This window comes from Methylorubrum sp. GM97 (assembly GCF_024347855.1).
Taxonomy (GTDB): domain Bacteria; phylum Pseudomonadota; class Alphaproteobacteria; order Rhizobiales; family Beijerinckiaceae; genus Methylobacterium; species Methylobacterium extorquens.
Genome location: NZ_AP025942.1, coordinates 2,154,867 through 2,175,890 on the forward strand (window position 1 = coordinate 2,154,867; position 21,024 = coordinate 2,175,890).

The window sequence follows — 21,024 nt, forward strand, 5'->3', positions numbered from 1 at the left end:
GGGGTCAAAGGGTGACGACGAGCCCGTCCTCGGCCGCGATGTAACCGTCCGGCGGGTGCGCGATCATCTCCGGGCTCATATGCGTGAGCATCAGCCGCTTCGGGGTGATCTCGGGCAGGCGCTGCTTCAGCGTCGCCCAATCGAGGTGGAATTTCACCGGACGCTCCACGGTGTAGCCCTCGGCGATCATCAGGTCCGCCCCGCGCCCCGCGGCGACGATATCCTCCACCCACTCGGTGTCGCCGGTATAGCTGACGACCTTGCCCGCCGCCTCGATCCGCAGGGCGTGCGCGGGCGCGCCCGAGGGGTGGCGCATGGTGAAGGCGGTGGCCCGCACGCCCCCGGTCTCGACCGGGCGCCCGGCTTCCATTTCCACGACCTCGACTGGGAATCGGCGCTCGGCCGTGCTGGAGCCGGGAAACAGCACCTCCATCGCCGCCGGAAGGCGCTCGGCCGTGCCCGGCGGCCCGACCACGGTCAACGGCTCCGTGCGCCCGCTGACGAGCTGCCCATCGAGGATCAGCCAGGGCAGGCCGCCGAAATGGTCGCCGTGGAGATGGGTGAGGAACACCGTGCGGATGCGGTTCGGCTCGACGCCGAAGCGCCGGATCGCGATGAGCGCGGAGGCGCCGCAATCGATGAGGAAGGCGCCGCCGGGCGCATCGAAGTGGAAGCAGGTGTTGAAGCGCCCGCCCGAGCCGAACGCGTCGCCGCAACCGAGAACGTGGAGCCGCATGGATCACTCCCCCTGCCTTGTCGATCCCGGCAGGGGATCTCGGTCACCGGGCGCCGCGATCAATCGTCCCCGGCCGGCATGGATCACGCTCATTCTCCGAAGGGCGTCTCTCGCGTCCCGGCGAGACGTTGGCCCGCTGTCCGGGAAGACAGATTTCGTTGCATTTGTTAATCGGCTAAGAAGGGAGGATTCAGTGCGACATACTGATTTTAATTTCCCGTTAGGGGACTGGAGTTTGGCCGTGTGCAGGTTGTGATTGCTTTTCTGGGGACAGGATCCGACAAAATACTGTTCCAGCAAGCCCAATGCTGTATCCCGCGGCCTGCGGAGATGGCAAATTCCGACCCTGTGACCGCGTTCGTTCCATTGCTTTCGCTCGATTCATGACGATCCATTCCCACCCCTTTCCCTCCGCCATTCGCTCGGCCTCGATCGAACCGGCTGCCGCCCTGTCGGCCGAGGGCGCCGCCCTGATCGACCGGATCTACGAGGCGGCGGCCTTGCCCGAGCTGTGGCGCGAGGTGCTCGTCGAACTCGCCCGCTTCGCCGGCGCCCCGCAGGCGGTGATGATCGTCTCGACCGGGACGCACTTTCGCGACTTCGTGACGACGTCGCCGGAGTTCGACCCGCTGGTGATCGATCATTTCGAGCGCTTCCCGGACAACGTCCGCATCGGACGCCTGTTGGCGCTGCGTCATCCCGGCTTTCTCAACGACCTCGACGTCGTGACGGAGGAGGAGATCGCGACGCTGCCGCTCTATCAGGACTTCCTGATCCCCCGGGGCTACGGCGCGGGTACCGCGACAGCCGTGCTGGTGCCGAGCGGCGACAGCGTCATCGTCCATTGCGAGCGCGCCCGCGCCGAGGGCGATTTCGGGCCGCAGATCCTGTCCGCGCTCAACAGCCTGCGTCCCCATCTCGCCCGGGCCGCCCTGCTCTCCGCACGCCTGGAGATGGAGCGGGTCTCGACCACCACCCGGACGCTCGAAGCGCTCGGCCTGCCGGCGGCCGTGCTCGGAAGCGGCGGGCGGGTCATCGACGCCAATCCGTCCCTGGTGGCGATGATGCCTCACACCCTCAGCGACCAGCCCTTGCGGCTCGCCGCGGTCGATCCGGCTGCCGACAGGCTGCTGCGCGAAGCCGTGGCACAATCCGCCTCGCCGCAGGCGATGCCGGTGCGCTCGATCCCGATCGCCGCGAGCGGTGAGCGTCCCCCGGTGATCCTGCATCTCGTGCCGATCCGCGGCGCGGCCCATGACGTGTTCGTCCGCGCCCGCTTCGTGCTGATCGCCACCCCCGTCGTGGCCCAGGACGTGCCGAGTGCGGATGTGGTCCAGGGCCTGTTCGACCTGACCCCGGCCGAGGCCCGGCTCGCCGCGCTGATCGCGGCGGGCGATGCCCCGGCACCGGCCGCGGCCAAGCTCGGGATCACCCCCAGCACCGCCCGCTCGGTGCTCCGGCGCATCTTCCAGAAGACCGGCGTGTCGCGCCAAGCCGAGCTCGTCGGCCTGCTCGCCGGCCGGGGCGCCGGGTCGGGATTGCGCGAATAGCGGCCGATGCGTCGGCCGATACTCAGCTATGGCGTCGGCCAACTCGCAACTTCTGAAAAACCGCTCTATAAGCCCGGCTTCGCGCGAGGCGGGAGGGCCCGCGCGCATCACCCGATCGGGTGAGCGGAGAGAGTATCATGGCCGAGCGGTGGACCCCAAAAACCTGGCGCAACCTGCCGATCCAGCAGGTCCCGTCCTATCCGGATGCGGGCGCTCTCCAGGCCGTCGAGGCGCAACTCGCGAGCTTTCCGCCGCTCGTTTTTGCCGGTGAGGCGCGCAAGCTGAAGGCGGCCCTGGCGCGCGTCGGGGCGGGCGAAGCCTTCCTCCTGCAAGGCGGCGACTGCGCCGAGAGCTTCGACGAGCATTCGGCCGACAACATCCGCGACTTCTTCCGCGTCTTCCTGCAGATGGCGATGGTGCTCACCTTCGCGGGCGGCTCGCCCGTGGTGAAGGTCGGCCGCATTGCCGGGCAGTTCGCCAAGCCGCGCTCCTCGCCGACCGAGACGCTCGACGGCGTGGCGCTGCCGAGCTACCGCGGCGACATCATCAACGGCCTGACCTTCAACGAGGAGGCCCGGATCCCCGATCCGCGCCGTCAGCTCGAGGCCTACCGGCAGTCGGCGGCGACGCTGAACCTGCTGCGCGCCTTCGCCACCGGCGGCTACGCCAACCTGGAGAACGCGCATCGCTGGATGCTCGGCTTCGTCAAGGACAGCCCGCAATCCTCGCGCTACCGCGATGTGGCCGAGCGGATGTCGGACGCGCTCGACTTCATGCGCGCCATCGGCATCAACCCGGAGACGCACCAGGAGGTCCGCACCACGGACTTCTACACCAGCCACGAGGCGCTGCTGCTCGGCTACGAGGAGTCGCTGACCCGCGTCGATTCGACGAGCGGCGATTGGTACGCCACCTCCGGCCATATGCTCTGGATCGGCGACCGCACCCGCCAGCCGGACCACGCCCATGTGGAATATGCCCGCGGCATCAAGAACCCGATCGGCCTGAAATGCGGGCCCTCGACCACGGCCGAAGGGCTGATCCGTCTGATCGATCTCCTCAACCCGGAGAACGAGGCCGGGCGCCTCAGCCTGATCTGCCGCTTCGGCGCGGACAAGGTCGGCGACCATCTGCCGGGGCTGATCCGCACGGTGCAGCGCGAGGGCCGCAACGTGGTGTGGGTGTGCGATCCGATGCACGGCAACACCATCGCCGCCGGTCGCTACAAGACTCGGCCGTTCGAGCGGGTGATGCAGGAGATCGAGGGCTTCTTCGGCGTGCACCGCGCGGAAGGCACGATCGCCGGCGGCATCCATCTGGAGATGACCGGCAAGGACGTGACCGAATGCACCGGCGGCGCCCGTGCGCTGACGGCGGACGACCTTCAGGACCGCTACCACACCTACTGCGACCCGCGCCTCAACGCGGAGCAGGCGCTCGAGGTGGCGTTCCTGACCGCCGAACTGGTGAAGCGCGAGCGCGCCGAGATCGAGCGCCCGCGCCTCGACGCGGCGGAGTAGCCTCGGTCCGATCGTGATCGGAATGCGATGGGGCGGGTGCGATCATGCAGGATCGCGCCCGCCTTTTTCGTTGTGCGAACCCATCTGCAGCGAAGGCCGCCACCGCCCCGACGCGCAGCCGACAAAAGATTCGGCGAAGCACCACATCGGCGCGCGTCAAGAATGTTTCTCGCGCCCGAGCTTGGTTATCATCCTCTTAAGTGATCGGCTTCGGAGGCGGCATGGCGGTATCGGCGACCAGGAAGACATCTCGCATTCGCAGTCTCTGGCCGAGCTGGAATCCGGGACTGCTCTCCGCCGCCACGCCTCCGCTGGATCGGCGCTCCATCGACCTGCACCCCATCGAATCCGAGGCGCGCCTGCCGTCGCACAACCTCACCGCCAACGAACTCATCGCCATGGCGCGTGCCGCCCGGGCGCGCCGCCTCGATCCGTGAGCGGACGCCCCGCCGCTGCGTGATGGCGAAGTCCTGATCTCGCATCCGGACGGTCTCGACGGTCCGGGCCGGCGCCTCGCGCGGCGCCTACTGCACCAGCGCCAGACGGCCGCGCGACTCGGTCGCCCCGGTGCGGATCGGCGCCTCGCTGTGGCCGGCGAAGAAGTCCTCGACCATCTCGCGCAGGATCTCGGCCAGGTCGCCGCCGCGATCGGCCTCGACATGCACGTCGCTGCCGACGCAGCGGCCGAGGCCCGGCGTCGTGTTGCTGGCCAGGGTGAGCAGGCGCTCGTTGTACTCCGCCCCCAGGCCGTTCACCGCGATGAAGTTGCGCCCACCCAGAACGGGGCCGTATTTCACGGTGATCCGGTGCTCCTGATCGGCGTCGTTCTGCAACGTGGCGGTGAAGCCGACGAAATCGTCGCGATCCACTTCCGGGGCGGGGCAGGTGATCCGGCCGTGCTCGATGCCGTCCTCTTCCAACACCTCGGCCATCAGGCTCAGGGCCTCGGTGATCGGAGCCAGCGCCCGAACGCCGTCCTGAAGTAGCTTGGCCTGGATGCGATGCTTCTGTGCATCGGCCGCGCGCAGGCGCGCCCGGAAGCGATTCTTGATGTCGAAGGGGTTCGTCATGGATGGGTCCCCGCTCGATTGTTCGGTGCCCTTTAATCGACTTGGAAGTTAGGAAGACACATCATCAGCGTCAAGCTGATGCACAGTATTCATGCCTGCTTGGACGCTGGGCTCTTGCATCATTAAATGACGTGAGCGTTTTTTGTGCAGAATAGGGCGGTGCGGTCGTGGTGCAGCGCACGCGCTCAGGGCGGCCAGGCCGGCCTTCCACCCGCCTCCGCATTGCGCTTTCTTGCCGAAAGCGCGTATCCGACAAACCGACCTTTTCCGGAGTCGTTCCCCGCGATGAGCGGCCGAGCGCCGATGGTGGACGAGCGGGAGCGACGCGCCCTTGGCCCAGACCAGCGCAGGCAAGACCAGCGAAGATAAGACCATTGCGAGCATGACTGGGTTTGCCCGCTCCGCCGGCACGACCGGCGCGGTGCAATGGTTGTGGGAGATCCGCACCGTGAACGGGCGTGGGCTCGATATCCGCGTGCGCGCCCCGAACGGCTTCGAGGCGGCGGGGGAGGCGGCCCGCATCGCTCTGTCCAAGGCGCTCTCTCGCGGCCAGTGCCAGCTCGGTCTCACCTTGACGCGGCCCGAGGCGGCGGTGCGGGTGCGCATCGACGAAACCCTGCTGGCGAACCTCGCCGCGGCCGTCGCCCGCGTGCCGCGCCCCGCCGAAGTCGGCCCGGCGACGCTCGACGGGCTGCTCGCCGTGCGCGGCGTCGTCGAGACCGAGAGCGAGGCCGGGGCCGACCCTGAGGCGCTCAATCGGGATCTCGTCGCCGGGATCGAGACCCTCGTGGCCGATCTCGTTTCCGCCCGCCGCGCGGAAGGGGCGCGGCTGCACGCGATCGTGGAGGGTCAGATCGCGGACATCGCCCGCCTGACCCAGGCCGCCGAGGACTGCCCCGCCCGCCGGCCCGAGGCGGTGCGCGCCCGGCTCGCGGATGCGGTGGCGGCCCTCGTCGGCGCCGGCGGGCTCGACCCCGACCGCCTGCATCAGGAGGCGGTGCTGATCGCCGCCAAGGCGGATGTGCGCGAGGAACTCGACCGCCTGCGCGCTCACCTCGCGGCCATCGGCGAACTGCTGGCTCAGGGCGGCGCGATCGGCCGGCGGCTCGATTTCCTGGCCCAGGAACTCGGCCGCGAGGCCAACACCCTGTGCGCCAAGGCCGGCGATATCAGCCTGTCGCGGATCGGACTCGACTTGAAGGCCGTGGTGGAGCAATTCCGCGAGCAGGTGCAGAACGTCGAATGAGAGCGAGAGACATGCGCAGCGGAGTTTCCCGCCGATGACGCAGGATGCCACCCAAGGCAGACCGGATATCGCCCGGCGCGGGCTGATCCTGATCCTGTCCTCGCCCTCGGGCGCGGGCAAGACGACGCTGACTCGCGCCATCGCCCAGCGGCCCGAATGGGGCCTCGATCTGTCGATCTCGGTGACGACGCGCTCGCGCCGCCCCTCGGAGATCGACGGGCGCGACTACCGCTTCATCGACCGCGAGGCGTTCGAGGATCTTCGCACCCGCGACGACCTGCTCGAATGGGCCGAGGTCCACGGGAATTTCTACGGCACGCCGCGCCGCCCGGTCGAGAAGACCCTGTCCCAAGGCCGGGACATGATCTTCGACATCGACTACCAGGGCACCCGCCAGGTCCGGCAGCGGCTGCAGGACGACGTGGTGACGGTGTTCATCCTGCCGCCGAGCTTTGCCGAGTTGCGCAACCGCTTGGAGCGCCGGGCGGAAGACGCACCCGAGACCATCGAGCGGCGGCTGGCCAACGCCCGCAACGAGATGCAGCGCTGGAGCGAGTACGACTACGTCATCGTCAACGACGACCTCGACGAGTCCTTCCGCGCGCTTCAATCGATCCTGGCCGCCGAGCGCCTCAAGCGCACCCGCCGCACCGGCCTGCCGGGCTTCGTCGATGGGCTCCTGGCCGAGGCCGGGCGGAGCGCTTGAGAATTTGAATTCCCTCGCCCCGCACGCGGGGAGAGGGAAAGGCGCTTCACTCCGCCGCCGTGCGCGGCCGCGACGGATGCGAATCCTCCACCTGCGCCGCGTGGAGGCGGCGGTAGTAGCCGTCTCCGGCCAGCAGCACGTCGTGACGGCCCTGCTCGACGATGCCGTTCTCGGCCACCACCACGATGCGGTCGGCGTGGCGGATCGTGGCCAGCCGGTGGGCGATGACCAGCGTCGTGCGGCCTTCCGCCAGTTCGAACAGCGAGGCCTGGATCTCCCGCTCGGTCTGCGTGTCCAGCGCCGAGGTCGCCTCGTCGAGGATCAGGATCGGCGGGTTCTTGAGGAAGGCGCGGGCGATGGCGAGCCGCTGCTTCTGCCCCCCTGAGAGCTTCACTCCACGCTCACCGATCACCGTATCGAGCCCCTCGGGCAGCGAGGCGATCAGCCCATCGAGCCGGGCACGGGCGGCGGCGTCCAGGATCTCGGCCTCGCTGGCGCGCAGGCGGCCATAGGCGATGTTCTCGCGGATCGTGCCGGCGAACAGGAACACATCCTGCTGGACGATGCCGATCTGCCCGCGCAGCGAGGCCAGCGTCAGGTCGCGGATGTCGTGGCCGTCGATGGTGATGCGCCCGGCTTCCGCTTCGTAGAAGCGCGGGATCAGCGAGAGCAGCGTCGTCTTGCCCGCCCCCGAGGGCCCGACGAAGGCCACCGTCTCGCCCGCATGGATCGTCAGGTCGATCGCGGAGAGCACCGGCCGATCCGGGCTGTAGCCGAAGCGCACGCCCTCGAAACGGATCTCGCCCTTCAGCGGCGGGGCGGGGATGGCCCCCGGCCGGTCGGCGATGTCGGGCTCGGTGGCGAGCAGGTCCTGGTAGCGGCGAAAGCCGGCGATGCCTTTCGGGTAAGTCTCGATCACCGCCCCGATCTTTTCCAGCGGCCGGTAGAACACCGCCACCAGGAGCAGGAAGCCGACGAAGCCGCCGGGCGTCAGGTCACCGCGCACCACGAAGGCGGCGCCCCCGAGGAGCACCACGATCTGCACGAGGCGCAGGCCGAGATAGTTGATCGACAGGGCGCCCGCCATCAGCCGGTAGGCTTCGAGCTTGGTGGTGCGGTAGTTCCGGTTGTCGGAGGCGAACAGCGCCCGCTCATGCGCCTCGTTGGCGAAGGCCTTCACCACGCGGATGCCGCCGACATTCTCCTCGATGCGGGCGTTGAAGGCGCCGACGCGCCCGTATTGCGCCTGCCAGTTGCGCGTCATGCGCCCGCCGTAGCGGATGACGATGAAGGCGATCAGCGGCAGGATCGCCAGCGTCATCAGCGCCAGCGGCGGGTGGACGAGGAACATCAGCGCGAAGGCGCCGAACAGCGTCATCACCGCGATGAACAGGTCCTCGGGCCCGTGATGGGCGACCTCGCCGATCTCCTCCAGATCCTTGGTGATGCGCGCCACCAGATGGCCGGTCTTCTGCCCGTCGAAGAAGCGGAACGAGAGCTTCTGCAGGTGGTCGAAGGCGCGGGCGCGCATCTCGGTCTCGATGTTGATGCCGAGCACGTGGCCCCAATAGGTGACGACCACCATCAGGCCGGCATTGGCGACGTAGAGCAGCGTCAGGCCCATCGCCGCGAGCAGGATCAGGCTCCAGTCCTGCTGTGGCAGCAGCCGGTCGACGAAGGCTTTGACCGCGAGCGGGAAGCCGAGTTCGAGCAGGCCCGAGAGCACGGCGCAGCCGAAATCCACCAGGAACAGCGTCCGGTGCGGCCGGTAATAGGCGAGGAAAGCCTTCAGCATGGCGCGGCAGTGACGGGTCTTCTGGCCCGGAAGCGGGCGGCTCCCCGGCGCATAGGCGAGGGCGCGTCGTCGCGCCAGCGGCGCCGACGCGGGGCGGACCCCACGCTCACCGCTCCACAACAGACCGCCCGGCCCGCGCGACGCTGCGGATGGCAGCGGCTCGAACCGTCGCTCAGCGCATCACATACACCTCGGTGCCGACGGTGACGCGCCCGAACAGGTCGGCGATGTCCTGGTTGTACATGCGGATACAGCCGTAGGACGCGAAGGTGCCGATCGAATTCGGCCGGTTGGTGCCGTGGATGGCGTATTCGCCGCCGCGCAGGGTCATGGCCGCCACGCCCATCGGATTGCTCGGCGAGCCGCCGCGGATGAGGTTGGGCAGGCGGGGGTTGTCGCGCTTCACCTCCGCCGGGGGCGACCAGTCGGGCTGGTAATATTTGCCGTCGATCTGCGTGGCGCCGCTCCACTGCTTGCCCGGCTTGCCGACCGCGACGGGGTAGCGAATCGCCGTGCCGTCGCCGTTGACAAGGTAGAGCCGGCGCTCGGTGGTGCGCACCACGATCGTGCCCGCACCGAGTCCGTCGGCAAAGGGGACGACTTCCCGAGCCTGCGCGGCACCGGCCGCACATAAAGCCGCCGCGAGCGCCCCCGCGAGACGCGCCCTGTACTTGACTGTCCTGAACATCGAAGATCGCCTTTCGAAGCTGGAGCGTAACTGACGAAGACAATCCGCCGTTCCAGCTTGCGATTCTGCTTTACGCGCCGCGAAATGCGCGCCCCATGCACGGCCTCTTGGCGGCTTAGCGAATGCCGGGCTCGGAAATTCCGGCAAATTTTAAGTATCGGTTCGCGGCGCCGGTCTTAGCGCCGGTCTTAGCGTTCATGGAGCCGGGCCGCTTCCGGGTGCCGCTCCTGCCAGCCGTGGCGGACGAGTTCCGGGTCGGCATGCTCCTCGACCGGGTGGCCGACACAGAGATAGGCGACCAGATCCCAGCCTTCCGGCACGTCGAGGGCGTCCGTCACGACGGTGGGTTCGAGGATCGAGACCCAGCCGACACCGATTCCGTGGGCGCGGGCGGCAAGCCAGAAGGCATGGATGCAGGCCGCCACCGAGTAGCGCAGCATCTCCGGCATGGTCGCCCGGCCGAGGCCGTGGCCGGCGCCCGTTCCGGAATCGCAGAACACCGCGAGGTGAACCGGCGCCTCGCGCAGGCCCGCGAGCTTCAGGCGGGCGTAGAGCGTGCGTTGTTCGTCGGCATAGGTCGCACAGGCGGCGGCGTTGCAGCGCTCGAAGCTTGCGATGACCGCCGCACGCCGCCGAGGCTCGGATACCCGTACGAACCGCCAGGGCTGGCTGTTGCCGACGGAGGGTGCCAGCGCCGCCAGATCGAGGCAGGTCCGCAGCGCGGCCTCGTCGACCGGTTCGCGGGAGAAGCGCCGCACGTCCCGCCGCCACGCGAACAGGTCCGCGAGGCGGGCGCGGAAGGCGTCGTCGAAGACGGGCGGAGGCGCCGCTGCGGGGGGAGAGGACTCGGACATCGCCGCCGCTTCTCGCGCCAGCGGGCGCGGCTGCCAAGATGGTTGTTGGGGGCTGCGGCCTTGGCTCCCCGCCGCGAGCCTCGTTCCGAGAGGTGACCATCGGCTTTCGGGCTGATGCACCCGCGAGAGGCGGGAGCCTCGACACGAAAAAAGGGCGGCGCTCCGAGGAGGCCGCCTGAAGTCCTTGGGTCTCGAAACCCCTGGATGCCGGTTTGCCGAGATCCGCGGCATTGCCCGAGGGCTGGGGAGCTCGGGTTCAGGCGCCGCCGCGGTGGACAGACCGACGAGGTTTCAAGCCACAGTGAAAGCGTGTCGCGATGGCGATGGCAAGGCGAGTCTGCGGCGGGACGGTGATGTTCACCACCTCACCGTGCGGCGACGCACATGAGTCGCGCGCCGCGTCGAAACCACGCTACGCGACCGATGGCCGGCGAAGCACCTTGCGGGTGCCTGCCGCGGAGCCCATCATCTCCCCCACGCCGCAGGAACGCCGGCACCGCTACGGGAGTGACGATGAGCGAGGGGCAGAGCGTCGATCACCGCTCGAACGACCGGGACAGCCAAGTGGCACCGCACGTCACGCCGCAAGTGATCCCGTTTCCGTCGCCCACCACTCCGCAGGTCGCCTTCCAGCGCGACGAGTTGCGGACCATCTTCAACCTCTACGGACGGCGCGTCGCCGAGGGCGAATGGCGCGACTACGCCCTCGATTTCCGCCGCGACAAGGCGGTGTTCTCGATCTACCGCCGCGCCTCCGAGATGCCGCTCTATCGGATCGAGAAGGATCCCAAGCTCGCCCGCCGCCAGGGCGCCTACGCGGTGATCGCGGCGAGCGGCCTTGTGATGAAGCGCGGCAACGACCTCGCCCGCGTCATCGGTGTGCTGGAGGGGCCGTTGCGGGCGGTGTGATCCCGCCTCCGGGCGTGCCCGGAAGCGGGAGGGGCGGCTACCAGCGCACGATGATTTGTGCCCGGACCGTGCGGGGTGCGCCGGGCAGGATGTTGTTGTTGTTGTGCGCCGAGACGATGTAGTTGCGGTCGAACAGGTTCTCGATGTTCACCTGCGCGCGTGCGTTCTCGCTGATCCGGTAGAACAGGCCCAGATCGAAGCGCGAGTAGCTCGGAAGCCGGACGGTGTTGTCCGAAGTCGCGAAGGAGTGCGACTGGTTGATGAAGCCGACGCCGACCGAGAAGCTCGGATCGATGTCGAACTTGTTCCACAGCGTGAAGGAATTGAGCGGCACGAGGCCGACGAAGTTGCCGGCCACGATCGTATCGGAGAGCCGGTTCGCGATGCGCGCATCGGTGAAGGCGTAGCCGCCCGCGATCGACCACCAATCGGTGACGTAGCCGTTGGCGCCGATCTCCGCGCCCTGCGTGTTGGTCTGGCCCGAGGTCAGGAAGAAGCCGGGCCGGTTCGGATCGGCGATGCGCTGGTTGGTGCGGTCGAGGTTGAACAGCGCGCCGGTGAGCTGAAGCACGGGCGAGACGTCGTACTTCACGCCCACTTCCGTGTTCTCGAATCTCTCCGGCTGAGCGATGACGAGGCCCGGCGTCAATGCGCTGAACTGATCGCCGGACGAGGGCAGGTAGGAGATGCTGTAGCTCGTGTAGAAGGCGAGGTTCGGCAGCGGCTTCACGACGAGGCCGGCGCGGGGCGAGATCAGGTCGTCCACGCGGGCATTGGTGATGTTGGTGCGCCGGTCGGTTGCTGCGAAGTCGAAATGGTCGAAGCGCAGGCCGCCGATGAGCTGCACGTAGTCGTTCAGTTCGACCTGATCCTGCACGTAGGCCGCGGCGAGACCGAGATCGTAGGTGCTGTTGGCCCCGCTGGCGATGTTGCGGAAGTTGACGCCGACGCGCGTCAGCGGCGCGAGCGGGTTGACGACGAGGGTCTGCGTACCGGTGGTCGCGAAGAAGCCGTCTTCACGGACGCTCAGACCTTCCTGGTAGCCGAGTTCGAACCCGCCGAGCAGGGTGTGCTTCACCGGGCCCGTGAGGAACTGGTAGGTGAAGTCGGTCTGGTTGAAGTAGTTCGTCCGGTCGGTCTGGCTGTTATAGGCTGAGATGTTGACGGCCGTGCCGGCCGCGTTCACCGCCCCGCCGGGGAAGACGTTCTGATAGAATTTTTCGTAATCGGCGATGCGTGACTGACTGCGCATCACGACGCCGTTCTCGAAGACGTGGTCGAGCTGCGCCGTGGCGATGTGGGCGTTGACGTAGGTCGGCGACAGGAACGGGTTGCCGAAATAGGTCGTCCGGTTGTCGCGATACCGGTAGGGCCGGCCGAACTGCGAGGGGATGCCGCGATCGGTGGTGCGGTCGTCGTGGAAGTACTCGTAGGACAGGCGCAGCGTCGTCTGCGGCCCGAGCAGGAACGTCATCGTCGGGTTCACGCCGTAGCGGCGGATATCGACGAAGTCGCGGTAGGTCGCCGTATCCTCGAACACGCCGTTCATACGAAAGAACACGCTGTCGGAGACGCGGTCGCCGACATCGAGCGCCACACGCTTGTTCGCGAACTGGCCGCCCTGGGCGACGATCTCGCGGGTCGGGACGCCGTCGGCTTCCTTGAGCACGCGATTGATGACGCCGCCGCCGCCGCCGCGGCCGAAGATCATCGCATTGGGCCCCTTCAGCACCTCGATGCGCTGGATGTTGTAGAGGTCGCGGTAATACTGCACGTCGTCGCGGATGCCGTTGACGAAGAAGTCGGCATTCGAGCGCTGACCGCGGATGATCAGCTCGTCGCGATTGCCCTCGCCCTGGGCCTGGATCACGCCCGGAACGTAGCGCGTCGCCTCGCCGATCGACTGGAAGCCCTGGTCGAGGATCTGCTCGCGCGTGATGACCGAGACGGATTGCGGCGTGTCGAGCAGGGGCGTCGGGGTCTTGGTGGCGCTCCGCGTCGCCTTGCCGAGATAGCCGACCGTGACACCGCCCTGAGGCTCAAGCCGCAGCGCGCCGCGGCCGAGGCCTTCGACGGCCAGTTCGTCCAGCGCGACGGCGGCGGGAGACGCCTCGACCGGAACAAGGGGTTGTGCCCGTGCAGGGAGGGCAACCGCGACGGCCGTGCCTGCCAGAAGCGCAAACGCGACTTCGTTCGTTCCGCGACGTCTCAAGTCCAATCCCCCGTCTTCTTGTCGATATTTGACGACGTCGTGACGCCGACTTGGCGCTCATGATGACATCGCTCGACGGGGATCAAGCCGGTGAAGCACTATAACAAACGACAAAAACGGTGCTTTTGTTTAGAATAATTCGCGATAAGCGCCTAAAATATCGTCATTCAACGCGATTTGTCGAAAGCTGGAGACATTCAAATCTATACGATGCAGAAACATTGTTGCAGAACCGCAACTACGCTGCTCGGAACTGTTGTAAACTGGTGACTTCATCCGCGATGGCGGCGTGGCGTCGGGACGGAACAGCCGGTCCGACGCCCAGGCGCAGCGGCCGTGCTCGCAAGGGCGCAGGGGGGCGAAGCCGAAGCCCTGCCCTTTCCGGCGAGGCTGAAGGCCGCGGAGTGCCTTTTCCGACCCCATTGCATCAGGCCGGCGTCTCTCGGTCCTTGTTTTGACGCGCAGTCTTTCGACGAGCCGGTCACCCCTTCGTCGTTGGGCGCTCTACCGCGCGGGCCGCAACGTCGCGGCGGCTTCGGCGAACCGGCGGATCGCCGTCGGGTCGGGTTTGCCTGCGGGGACCACCCAGCTTCCGCCGACGCAGAGCACGGCAGGATGGGCGAGCCAGTCCCCGGCACTCGCTTCGGTGATGCCGCCGGTGGGGCAGAAGCGCACCTGTCCGAACGGCGCGGCGAGCGCCTTCAGCGCCTTCAGGCCGCCCGCGGCCTCCGCCGGGAAGAACTTGAAGCGGTCGAGCCCGTGATCGAGGCCGCGCATGATGTCGGCGGAGGTCGCGACGCCCGGCAGGTAGGGAACGCCCGAGGCGAGGGCCGCTTCCGTCAGCGGCGCGGTCAGTCCGGGGCTGACGATGAACTTCGCGCCGGCGCCGATGGCGGCATCGAGATCGCGCGCGTTCAGCACCGTTCCGGCGCCGACCACCGCGCCCTCGACGCTCGACATCGCCCGGATCACATCGAGCGCCGCGGGGGTGCGGAGCGTGACTTCGAGGGCGGTGAGCCCGCCGCCGACCAGCGCCTCGGCGATCGGCACCGCGTCGGCGGCATTCTCCACCACCAGCACGGGGATGACGGGAACGGAGCGCATCAGCGCGTCGATGGTGCTCATCGGGGTTTCCTCCGGTGTTGGTTCGGCTGATCGCGCGTATCGGGACGATGCCCTAAAGGCCCGCCGCCGCCAGCATCGCCGAGCCGCCGCGCTCGGCGTCGTCGGCGCCCTGGCGCATGAAGGCGAACAGCTCGCGGCCGGTGCCGAGGCCGTCCGGCGGCCGCACCGCATCCTCGCGGCTGTCCCACTCGGCGGAATCGACCAGCACTTCGAGCAATCCCTGCTCGGCCGAGAGGCGGACGATGTCGCCGTCTCGGATGCGGCTGATCGGGCCGCCGCCGACCGCCTCGGGGCTGACATGGATCGCCGCCGGCACTTTGCCGGAGGCCCCCGACATCCGCCCGTCGGTGACGAGCGCGACCTTGTGGCCGCGATCCTGCAGCACGCCCAGCGGCGGGGTCAGCTTGTGCAGTTCCGGCATCCCGTTGGCGCGCGGGCCCTGGAAGCGCACGACCACGACGACGTCGCGCTCCAACTCACCGGCCTTGAAGGCGGCGATGACTTCGTCCTGATCGGAGAAGACGCGGGCCGGGGCTTCGATGGTGCGCCGCTCGGGATCGACCGCGCTGGTCTTGAAGGTGGCGCGGCCGAGATTGCCCTTCACCAGCCGCATCCCGCCATCCGGCTGGAACGGGCGGGAAGGGGGGCGCAGCATGGCCTCGTCCAGCGGCTCGGCCGGCGCGTCCTCGAAGGTGAGGTCGTTGCCCTCGCCCAGAAGCTTCGGGTCGCGGGCGTGGTCGCGCAGGCGCGTGCCGGCCACCGTCAGGAGATCGTCGTGCAGGAGCCCGGCATCGATCAGCGAGGCGATGACGTAGGACATGCCGCCGGCCGCGTGGAAATGGTTCACGTCGCCCGCGCCGTTCGGGTAGACCCGCGCGATCAGCGGCACCACGCCGGAGAGCCGGTCGAAATCCTCCCAATCGACGATGATGCCGGCGGCGCGCGCCATGGCCGGGATGTGGATCGCGTGGTTGGTCGAGCCGCCGGTGGCGAGCAGGCCGACGATGGCGTTGACGATCGCCCGCTCATCGATGCAGCGCCCAAGCGGACGGTAATCGTTGCCGTTCCAGCCGATCTCGGTGAGCCGGTGGATTGCCGAGCGCGTCACCGCCTGCCGCAGCCGCGTGCCCGGATTGATGAAGGAGGCGCCGGGCATGTGCAGACCCATCACGTCCATCATCATCTGGTTGGAATTGGCGGTGCCGTAGAAGGTGCAGGTGCCGGCCCCGTGATAGGAGGCGGACTCGCTCTCCAGCAGTTCCGCGCGGCCGACCTTGCCCTCGGCATAGAGCTGCCGGATGCGCTGCTTCTCCTTGTTGGCGAGCCCCGAGGGCATAGGACCGGCCGGGACCAGGATCATCGGCAGGTGGCCGAAGCGGAGCGCGCCGATGATGAGGCCGGGCACGATCTTGTCGCAGATGCCCAGCAGCGCCGCGCCCTCGAACATGCCGTGGCTGAGCGCGACCGCGGTGGAGAGGGCGATGGTATCGCGGGAGAACAGCGACAGCTCCATGCCGCGCTGGCCTTGGGTGACGCCATCGCACATGGCGGGCGTGCCGCCGGCCACCTGGGCCGTCGCACCCACTTCGCGGGCGAACAGCTTGATCTGCTCGGGATAGCGCCCGTAGGGCTGATGCGCCGAGAGCATGTCGTTGTAGGCGGTGACGATGCCGATATTCATGGCGCGGCCGGCGATGATCGCCGGCTTGTCCTCGCCGGATGCCGCGAAGCCGTGGGCGAGGTTGCCGCAGGCGAGCATCGGGCGATGCACGCCCGCCTCGCGCTCGCGTTCGATCAGGTCGAGATAGGCGCGGCGGCTGTCGCGGGAGCGCGCGATGACGCGCTCGGTGACCGCGGCGACCTCGGGATGAAGCTCCGGCATGGCTCGTTCGCCTCGTTCGGATGTCGACGGCACGGACAGGCCCGCAAGAACGGGGCCTGCGCTCCCCTTAACATGGAGAGACTCCAAACGGGATCACGCCCGTGAGAACGCTTTCCTGAACCGGAGCCATGGACAGATTCGCGCGACTAAGGGTCGAGTATGCCGTCGCCGGACGACCCTGCCGCTGCCTTTGCGCGGGTCTGCCATCGCGATCGCTCCGGCACTTCATCGGCTGCAAGGCGGGTGATCGCTGGATCGGCGGGCCGTCACCTGCCGATCCATACGACGCCGGCCCGAGGGTCGCGGGGTCTGTGCCGCGATCCCGGACGCAGGTTGACGAGAAGGTGCTTCACGCCCCCGGCGCGGTCGCGATGTCCCGCTCGACCTCGGCCGGGTCGAGCACGTAGCGGCGCGAGCAGAACTCGCAGGTGATGGACACGGTGCCATCATCCGCGACCATGTCCCGGCGCTCCTCGGCCGAGAACGAGCGGATCATCCCCAGCACCCGCTCTTCCGAGCAGCGGCAGCGCTCGATCACGCTCTGCGCATCGAATACGCGCACGCCGCGCTCGTGGAACAGGCGGTAGAGCAACCGCTCGCTCGACACCGCCGGATCGACGATCTCGTGGTCCTCCACCGTGTTCACGAGGCTGCGCGCCTCGGTCCAGGCATCGTCGTCGCGGGCGCCGCCGGTGAGGATCTCGTGGCCTTCCGGCGCGTCGCCGGGCGGAAGGTCGGCCTGCCGCATCCGGTCGGGCGAGGTCGGCAGGAACTGCACCAGCAGGCCGCCGGCTCGCCAGCGGCTCTCCCCGCCCTCCATCTGCTCAGCGACCGCGAGGCGAACCAGCGTCGGGATTTGCTCGGATTGGCGGAAATACTGGTGCGCGGCCTCTTCGAGGCTTTGACCCTCGAGCGCGACGACGCCCTGGTAGCGGCTCTGGGATGGCCCCTGGTCGATGGTCATGGCCAGGTGCCCGCGACCCATCAGGTCGGCGGCGCGCGCCTTCGGGCCGAGGGCGGCCACCGGCTCCGCATCGAAGCGGGCGGTGGCCCGCACCCGGTCGGGCGCCTCGAAATCGACCACCAGCATGTTCACCGGTCCGTCGGTCTTGGTCTGGAGCTGGAAGCGGCCTTCGAGCTTCAGGGAGGCACCGAGCAGCACGGTGAGCGCCGCCGCCTCGCCCATCAGCCGGGCGACCGCGTCGGGATAGCCGTGGCGGCGCAGGATGGTGTCGATCGAGGGCCCGAGCCGCACCGCGCGGCCGCGCAGATCCAGCGCTTCGACGGCGAACGGCAGAACGGCGTCGTCGTCGCCTTCGAGCGAGGGTGTGAAAGAAGGGGCGTGTCCGGAGCTCATGGGCTCTCCGTATCCGGGCTGGATGAAAAAGAGGAGCGGGAGGGCGGCCGGTCCGGCGGCATCGCACCGAACCGGCGGAAGCGCGTGAACCGGCGCACGTCCTCGGCGCTCCTCATATGGGGGGCACCGTGCCCCGGCGCGAGACCAGCGCATGATGCCCTCGGCCGGCGCCGTCACGCAAACATTTCGGAAGCGTCCGCCATCGCGTCCGGCGTCCTCCACGAACCATCCGGGACGAAGCCGTATTGGCCGAACGGGTTCAGAAATCCGTGTGCAGCCGCGTTCCGAAGAAATCGGCCGGGCCCCGGTCGCGGTTATAGGCCGGGTTCTCGATGTGCTGGTAGTCGAAGGTCATCGTCACGGCCTTCGTCAGGTTCAGCGCGTAATAGACCTCGACCGCCCGCTCCGGCGCGTAGTTGTCGAGGCGGCCGTCGCCGATCAGGAGCCCGAGGCCGCCATTGGCGAAGTAGGCGCGGTGAGCGCTCGAGATCCGGTTCGCGGCGGCGCCGACGCCGACCGTGTCCTGCGGCCGACCCCAGGCCGCGCCCTTGAGCGAGAGGCCGCCCGAGACCGAGCCGTCGATATCGGTGAAATTCAGGTTCTCGTTGCGCCCGTCATTGACGCTCGCCCGCGCGAACAGGCCGAGATCGGCAGTGAGGGCCTGTTCGAGATTGACGTAGGCGCCGCTCTTGCGCCGGGGTTCCCGAGTCGCTGCGGCCGCCGTGTTGATGTCGGCGAAGGCGCCGGTCTGCGTCAGCGCCACGACCTGCCGGAAGTTGGCGGTGTTGCCGACATTCGAGAACAGGCCGAGGCGCAAGCGGCCCGGCTGGTCGAGTACGGGCAGCGTGTGGCGCTCCTCGAACTCGATCACGGCGCCGGCCCGCTCGAACACCCGCGGGTCGAGCACATCGGAGGACGGCTCCTTGGGCACCTGCGTGTAGGCGGCGCGGATCGCGAATTCCGCGCGGTTGTACTCGACCATCACACCCTGCGTGAAGCCGGGGAGGTTCGCCGGGAAGTCCCAGGCGGCGGCCGCCCACAGGCCCCAGTTCATGAAATCCACCCGCGGGTCGTGGGCGTAGGCGTTGCCGTCGAAGAAGTCGCCGAGGGCGAACTTGCCAGCGATGACCGTGATGCGCTCGACGTCGCGCGTGCCGGCGACGGAATTCGGCCCGTCCGGCACCGCTTCCGTCTCGCCGCCGAGCCCAAAGGTCTGGCGGACGAAGTAGCGATTCGAGCGCAGCTTCGGGAACGGCGCACCCGCCTTCTGCGCCTCGCCGTTGACGAAACCGGCCACGCCCAATGTGCGCGACAGGCCGAAGCCCTGGCTGAATTCCGGGTTGTAGTAGAGTTCCGTGCCCTCGAAGAGCTTGAGGCCGAGGAACAGCGTCGCGGTCGTCGTCGCCTGCGCCTGATCCGGGACGAGGCTCTGCGGCCCGCGATAGGGCGCGCGGAATCCCGTCACGCCCTGGTTCACGAAAGTGGTCTGCCCGTGCAGCGAGAAGCGAGCGTCCTTCGGGGTTTCGTCTTCCTCCTCCGGCACCAGCGTCAGCGCCTGGGGGTGCCAGATCAGCCGGGCCATCATCTTGTTGGAGACGAAGCTGGTGCGGGTTGTCACCGGTCCCCCATCGAGGCCCGGCAGCGCGCCGAGGCCGAAGCGGCCGCTCTCGCCGAGGTCGCTGTAGCGGTAGTCGATTCCGAGCGAGAGATGCGGATCGACCGCGAACTGCACGCCCGCGCCGAGCGTGAAGCCGAGATAGGAGACGTTGCGCGTGGCCGTGACCGTCGGGCCGCCGGCCAGATCCGGATAGGTGGCGAGCACCCGGCCGTTGGCGCCCGTGAGACCGGCGGTCGCGTAGATCAGGTTGTTGCCGAAGGCGTAGCCGAGCCGGGCGCGGGCGGCCCGAAGACGTCCGTCTTCTCGCGGATCAGGGCGAAGGGCGGATCGATCCCCTCGTAGCCGAAGCCCATCGCATCGGAGCGCGCGCCGCGCTTGAGGTTGGCTCCGACGAGGTCGGCCTCGATGCCGTAGACAAGCGCCCCGTCCTGCCAATTCCAGCCGGCGAAGGCGCCGCCGACTGCCGTGGTGGCATCGCCGCCGAGATCGCGGCTGCCGGTGGCATCGCCCGTCGAGATCGACCGAACGCGGCGCGGGCCGATCGTGGTCGGGCCGAGATCGTAGTTGCCGAAGGAAGCGCCCGCGCTGCCCTGCACCCCGGCATAGAAGCCGGACCAATCGATGAAGCGGGGCCGTGCGCGTTCGCCGAGGTCCGCGGCTATGACAGAGCCGGCGTGAACGCCGAGGATGACGGCCAGCCCTGCCGAGACCGCCCTCTGTTTCGCGATTATCCTCGCGCGCGCCTTGAACACTGCGCCAGCCCCCGCCGCCACCCCGTGAGCGGCCTAGCAGATGCCGTTGCCGCCGCAATGCACCCGAGACCCGCCGAAGCACGAGGCTTCAGAACGGTTGCGCGGGCGCCACGATGTGCGTGAGAAGCGGAAACATCCGACAGGACGATGACGGCTGTACCGGTCAGGCCGGGCCGGGCCGAACCGGGAGCATCGCTCTGAAACCGTTCCGGGATGACAAATAGGTGACCGCGGCCGCGCGCGCTGACTTGCGGCAGCGCGCTAACCTTGACCGGACTTGATCCCCATCAGGTTTGTCGAACTTCAGGGCGCGCCGGCAAAGACGCGCCCCTTTTTCCAAACCGTTCGGCGGGCGTCACTCCGCCGGGGCGGCGGGTACCTTGGCCGGCGCCGGCTTCGCGGCGGTCTTCGCAGGCGTCGCGGCGGCCTGCTGGTTCACGTCCGGCACGCGGGTCCAGGTCTGCGAGCCGCACAGCACCTTGAGCATGCAGCCCTGCACGCTCAGTTCGCTCTCGCTCTCGCGCTCCAGGCTGACCTGATAGATCTTGCCCTCGTCGGCGTTGTAGATCTCGCCCGCAAAGCCCGCATCTTCAGGCTTGAGGTTTTCGAGGAGCGTGAGCCCGATGATCGGCCGGGCCCGCTTCTTCGGATCGGGATTCTTCACGTCGATGCGCGGCGCGCCGGCGTCATCGGTCGGAGCTTTCAGCCAGACCACCTTGCCGCAGGCATTGCCGCCGCTCGGCCCGCAGCGGTCGATGCGGATTTTCGCGCGCCCGTCCCCCGTCAGCCACGTTCCGGAGAGGTCTTTCGGGGCGGCAAAAGCGGCATTCGAGGCCAGGAGGGCGGCGAGACCGAGAGCGATACGCATGAATGGCTCCTGAGGCTGGGCCCGAAACGGGCTGTGGCTTGCGGAGAAGGGATCACCCCGGCAGCGAGCGGGGGCAGGCGAACCGTCCACCCATTGAGCGGTCGCAATCCGGCGATTTTTCGGCGGTGTTGCGCTA

General features: G+C 68.4%; 16 protein-coding genes and 1 pseudogene. 6 read left to right on the forward strand and 11 right to left on the reverse strand.

The genetic code is table 11. From position 1 onward, the window contains the following. Nucleotides 1-4 precede the first annotated feature (4 nt). A complete protein-coding gene (locus tag MSPGM_RS10090; protein WP_003606130.1) occupies nt 5-736 on the reverse strand; it encodes an MBL fold metallo-hydrolase in 732 nt (243 codons plus the stop codon). 383 nt (nt 737-1,119) lie between these two features. Between MSPGM_RS10090 and MSPGM_RS10095 the strand changes: the two genes are divergently transcribed. The 3 genes from MSPGM_RS10095 to MSPGM_RS10105 all read left to right on the forward strand — a co-directional run bounded on the left by MSPGM_RS10095 (nt 1,120) and on the right by MSPGM_RS10105 (nt 4,243). Continuing rightward, nucleotides 1,120-2,286, forward strand: a complete 1,167-nt coding sequence (locus tag MSPGM_RS10095) for a helix-turn-helix transcriptional regulator (RefSeq protein ID WP_003606128.1) — start codon at nt 1,120-1,122, stop codon at nt 2,284-2,286. 137 nt (nt 2,287-2,423) lie between these two features. Further along, entirely contained in the window at nt 2,424-3,806 is a 1,383-nt protein-coding gene (locus MSPGM_RS10100; RefSeq protein ID WP_003606127.1) for a class II 3-deoxy-7-phosphoheptulonate synthase, read from the forward strand. Between the two features lie 221 nt (nt 3,807-4,027). Continuing rightward, the gene (locus tag MSPGM_RS10105; RefSeq protein ID WP_003606125.1) at nt 4,028-4,243 is read left to right on the forward strand and encodes a hypothetical protein; all 216 of its coding nucleotides are present in this window, start codon (nt 4,028-4,030) and stop codon (nt 4,241-4,243) included. A gap of 87 nt (nt 4,244-4,330) precedes the next feature. Here MSPGM_RS10105 and MSPGM_RS10110 read toward each other — a convergent pair whose 3' ends face one another. Further along, nucleotides 4,331-4,876 (reverse strand): hypothetical protein, encoded by a 546-nt coding sequence (locus MSPGM_RS10110; RefSeq protein ID WP_003606123.1) that lies wholly within the window; start codon nt 4,874-4,876, stop codon nt 4,331-4,333. Between the two features lie 331 nt (nt 4,877-5,207). Here MSPGM_RS10110 and MSPGM_RS10115 point away from each other — a divergent pair, with 331 nt between their 5' ends. Both MSPGM_RS10115 and gmk read left to right on the forward strand, forming a co-directional pair. Next, nucleotides 5,208-6,122, forward strand: coding sequence for a YicC/YloC family endoribonuclease (locus tag MSPGM_RS10115; protein WP_012752720.1), 915 nt, complete (start codon nt 5,208-5,210; stop codon nt 6,120-6,122). A gap of 34 nt (nt 6,123-6,156) precedes the next feature. Further along, on the forward strand, nt 6,157-6,828 hold the full coding sequence (gene gmk, locus MSPGM_RS10120; protein WP_003598580.1) for a guanylate kinase: 672 nt from the start codon (nt 6,157-6,159) through the stop codon (nt 6,826-6,828). 46 nt (nt 6,829-6,874) lie between these two features. On the opposite strand, the gene MSPGM_RS10125 is transcribed toward gmk, so the two are convergent. From MSPGM_RS10125 to bluB, 3 genes are all read right to left on the reverse strand, one after another. Continuing rightward, entirely contained in the window at nt 6,875-8,623 is a 1,749-nt protein-coding gene (locus MSPGM_RS10125) for an ABC transporter ATP-binding protein (RefSeq protein ID WP_003598582.1), read from the reverse strand. 172 nt (nt 8,624-8,795) lie between these two features. Then, on the reverse strand, nt 8,796-9,311 hold the full coding sequence (locus MSPGM_RS10130; protein ID WP_003598583.1) for a L,D-transpeptidase: 516 nt from the start codon (nt 9,309-9,311) through the stop codon (nt 8,796-8,798). A 188-nt stretch (nt 9,312-9,499) separates the two neighbouring features. Next, nucleotides 9,500-10,165: a 5,6-dimethylbenzimidazole synthase gene (gene bluB, locus MSPGM_RS10135; RefSeq protein ID WP_003598585.1), complete on the reverse strand. Its 666-nt coding sequence runs from the start codon at nt 10,163-10,165 to the stop codon at nt 9,500-9,502. Nucleotides 10,166-10,678: 513 nt separating this feature from the next. Here bluB and MSPGM_RS10140 point away from each other — a divergent pair. After that, nucleotides 10,679-11,074 (forward strand): DUF2794 domain-containing protein, encoded by a 396-nt coding sequence (locus MSPGM_RS10140; protein ID WP_003598586.1) that lies wholly within the window; start codon nt 10,679-10,681, stop codon nt 11,072-11,074. Between the two features lie 37 nt (nt 11,075-11,111). On the opposite strand, the gene MSPGM_RS10145 is transcribed toward MSPGM_RS10140, so the two are convergent. From MSPGM_RS10145 to MSPGM_RS10170, 6 genes and pseudogenes are all read right to left on the reverse strand, one after another. Then, entirely contained in the window at nt 11,112-13,286 is a 2,175-nt protein-coding gene (locus tag MSPGM_RS10145; RefSeq protein ID WP_003598588.1) for a TonB-dependent receptor, read from the reverse strand. 504 nt (nt 13,287-13,790) lie between these two features. Further along, complete coding sequence (gene eda, locus MSPGM_RS10150) at nt 13,791-14,411, reverse strand: bifunctional 4-hydroxy-2-oxoglutarate aldolase/2-dehydro-3-deoxy-phosphogluconate aldolase (RefSeq protein ID WP_003598589.1); 621 nt, start codon at nt 14,409-14,411, stop codon at nt 13,791-13,793. A gap of 52 nt (nt 14,412-14,463) precedes the next feature. Beyond that, entirely contained in the window at nt 14,464-16,293 is a 1,830-nt protein-coding gene (gene edd / locus MSPGM_RS10155; protein WP_003598590.1) for a phosphogluconate dehydratase, read from the reverse strand. A gap of 349 nt (nt 16,294-16,642) precedes the next feature. Then, complete coding sequence (locus MSPGM_RS10160) at nt 16,643-17,650, reverse strand: Hsp33 family molecular chaperone (RefSeq protein ID WP_003598592.1); 1,008 nt, start codon at nt 17,648-17,650, stop codon at nt 16,643-16,645. Between the two features lie 259 nt (nt 17,651-17,909). Next, nucleotides 17,910-19,957: pseudogene (locus MSPGM_RS10165) on the reverse strand (carbohydrate porin). Between the two features lie 418 nt (nt 19,958-20,375). After that, nucleotides 20,376-20,888 carry a DUF2147 domain-containing protein gene (locus MSPGM_RS10170; RefSeq protein WP_012752724.1) on the reverse strand — a complete coding sequence of 171 codons (513 nt, stop codon included), beginning with the start codon at nt 20,886-20,888 and terminating at the stop codon, nt 20,376-20,378. Nucleotides 20,889-21,024 lie beyond the last annotated feature (136 nt).